Here is a 2760-nt window from a genome sequence, read left to right as displayed (position 1 = left end):
TGTTTGACTTGCTCATAATTTAAAAATAAGAATTAACTTACTGGCATGTATTTTGTTCAGTTTTCAAAGATCAATTTGTTTCGTTGTCGTCATCAGCGACAGTTATATTATGATAACACTTTATAATGATAGTGTCAACAACTTTTCCGAAAATGTTTTTTCTCTACATCACTGTTTTTAGCAGCGAAAAATAATATATCACAAGATAAAATCTAAAGTCAATACTATTTTAATTGATTAAAGTTGAATGTATCACTGCAAAAGGTGCCCTGTGTACTTTCTCTTCCTTTCTCCTCACGCATTCTTTCTATAGTAATACACCCCTCACTAATCAATGCTTTCAATCCTATGTGCAGACTGTTAGATAAATAATATTTGTTCTAGGGGCAAGCACCGATTTTAGGATAGAGGAAAGCAGCAAGCTACAGCTCATTGAAGATAACACAAACGACTTATTAGGGGGCAGATCAGCAATTGTTTGAGAAACTTTCCTATTAAATGTACTTCAGTAACATTCAAACACTGCTTATAAAAAAGTGCCAGCTGCAAATTGATACAATCATTCACAGCTAGCAAATGTATATTTTATAAACCGCCAGGTGTTCTTGCACTTAAAGGAATTTTCTCATAGTCTTTAGGATTTAATTCACTGACTGAGCCATCAGCTACGCTATTAATAATTCCCATAAGACCTGTCTCGACTGTTTTTACAAGCTGTCCTCTCTTCTTTTGCCCAAAATTTTGTGTTTGACCGCTCACCTCAAACAGAACAGTTCCACTTCCATTTAATGCAAACGCTCCTAATGCAGTGCCAGGCAGGTCAATATTTTGATCATACAAGGAAATATTCGTAAAGACAGAATCCCCTTTTGCCTGCAAGGCATTGTAAGCCGCCACATTCAACTGGCGTGAAAAATCATATTTGAATTTATCAGCATAAGCAGCATATTTTTCACCGCCCGGACTGTTCGGGTTCGTTACAAACTTGCCTGATAGGGACATCGTTACCCTATCATCAGTCCCCTCTACATAAGGAAATCCCTGATGGTGAAGATCTACAAATACATCTACATTCCCAAACTGTGTCTTCAAGTCCTTATACACATCTCTTACAGTTTGCGCTTCAGGTGTAATATACCAGCCGTATTTATTGGATGCTCCTGGGAAATCCTCTGCTTCTGGAACGTAATTCAAGTCTGGGTTGAAATCACGATTGACATCAAATCCCGGTTTTTTATCATAATCCCAGCTTCCTGGAGAGGAATAATAGTTCCACGCGGGCTTGGCATTCGCAAGTTGCGGAAACTTAGCAACGACCTCTTCCCAGTTCATATCGTTTGCGCGGCGACTTAGCTCAGACCCATCCGCATTCATCATTGGAATAATAACAATTGTAAGTTCATCAAGAATTTTTTTCGCTTCTTTTGAATTGCTCGACCCAAGGGTCTGCAAAATATTTAGAAGCGCAACTGTTCCTGTTTTTTCGTTTCCGTGTATTTCACTCTGGATAAGCATCACCTTTTTACCATGGCCAACCGATACCTTATAAATCCCACGACCTTGGTTTGTATACCCAGCTGTCTCAACACTCACTTTTCCCTGGCTTGATTTTTGGATTTGTCCAAGCTTCTTGCCAAGCTCCTCATAGCTAATAAAGCCTTCAATTGATAAATTTTCCCCTTGCTGTGGACTTGGTCCAGGATCAGCTAATCCCATTGTCGGTATTGTAAGTAAAGATGCAGCTAAAGCGGTTGAACTTAGAACCTTGACAACCTTCTTCATTCTCAGTCCTCCTATCTTGAACCCTTATTTTTACTACATGTATGGGGATAATTCTATGCATGTTATCCCTTTCCTTCCTTCTTAGTGGAAAATGAATAGTTGAGACTAAAAAATAAAAGGAGGTACAGGTACTTATATTCAGAATTTTTAGAATTATATTTCTATACACTGTCTTCTGTACTACTTAAGGGTTCTTTAAAGCAACCAATACTCGAACTCCCACAGTCCCAGCAAATAGGATGCAGCGTAAAGAGAGTAATTGCTGTATGTCCCTCTCCGTCAAACCCAAATTTGCTGCGCCCTTTATTAACGGAAGACATTCTTCTAACTGTTTGTACTAAACATTCTTTTGCAAATGGCGGTCAAGTCGATCTCTATGCTATCACTAACAATAAGCCCATCAGCCTTAGGTCGGATTACTTTTCCCGCGACTCAATAGCGGAATTTACAATCTTGCTGGTCTTGCGTCCAATATTGCTTTTGCATGCACTGATACTTGAGTTATCTCCGAAGAGTTACTCCCAATCAACTAGTTATCTTAATCTTAAAAGGCTGATCCTCTATCTTGATGGATTCAGTCGGACAGCCGTCAAAGGCATCCTCTACCTCTTCTAGTAACTCTTCAGGAATTTCGGTAACTCCCTGATTACCATCTAAGATCACATAGGCTATGCCTTCCTCGTTGTAGTCATAAATATCTGGTGCAGCAGCTCCGCATGCTCCACAGGCGATACATGTATCTTGATCAACAAATGTATACTTTGGCACTCAACTACCTTCTTTCTTGATAAAAATCACAATGATAAAAGCTTCTAACACACAGTTTTCCTGCATTCACTTGGTAATTACAAACTTGAACTAGATAAATTCCTTCACAAGATTATTAAACATTTCATCGCCTAGCTGCAGGTCTTGGCTGGCCAGCGGTTCTTCTGCATAGCCATGCACAAGCTCTTGATAAGAAGCTCTTTCTTTATC

Annotated in this window: 2 protein-coding genes; both read right to left on the bottom strand. The window is 39.2% G+C overall.

Features of this window, described 5'->3' with window-relative positions:
• Positions 1-585 precede the first annotated feature (585 nt).
• Entirely contained in the window at positions 586-1782 is a 1197-nt protein-coding gene (locus ACH0BF_RS25015) for a M14 family zinc carboxypeptidase (protein WP_340853611.1), read from the bottom strand.
• Positions 1783-2307: 525 nt separating this feature from the next.
• The gene (locus tag ACH0BF_RS25010) at positions 2308-2550 is read right to left on the bottom strand and encodes a ferredoxin (RefSeq protein WP_340853609.1); all 243 of its coding nucleotides are present in this window, start codon (positions 2548-2550) and stop codon (positions 2308-2310) included.
• Between the last annotated feature and the right edge of the window lie 210 nt (positions 2551-2760).

The sequence above is a fragment of the Pseudobacillus sp. 179-B 2D1 NHS genome, assembly GCF_045370945.1.
Lineage (GTDB): Bacteria > Bacillota > Bacilli > Bacillales > Domibacillaceae > Pseudobacillus.
The sequence above is the reverse complement of the archived record's forward strand: the minus strand, read 5'-3'. Positions and strand labels throughout refer to the sequence as shown.

What these genes read in the sequence shown, in the direction of transcription:
- ACH0BF_RS25015 (WP_340853611.1), bottom strand. Translation starts at nt 1,782, where the DNA reads ATGAAGAAGGTTGTCAAGGTTCTAAGTTCAACCGCTTTAGCTGCATCT.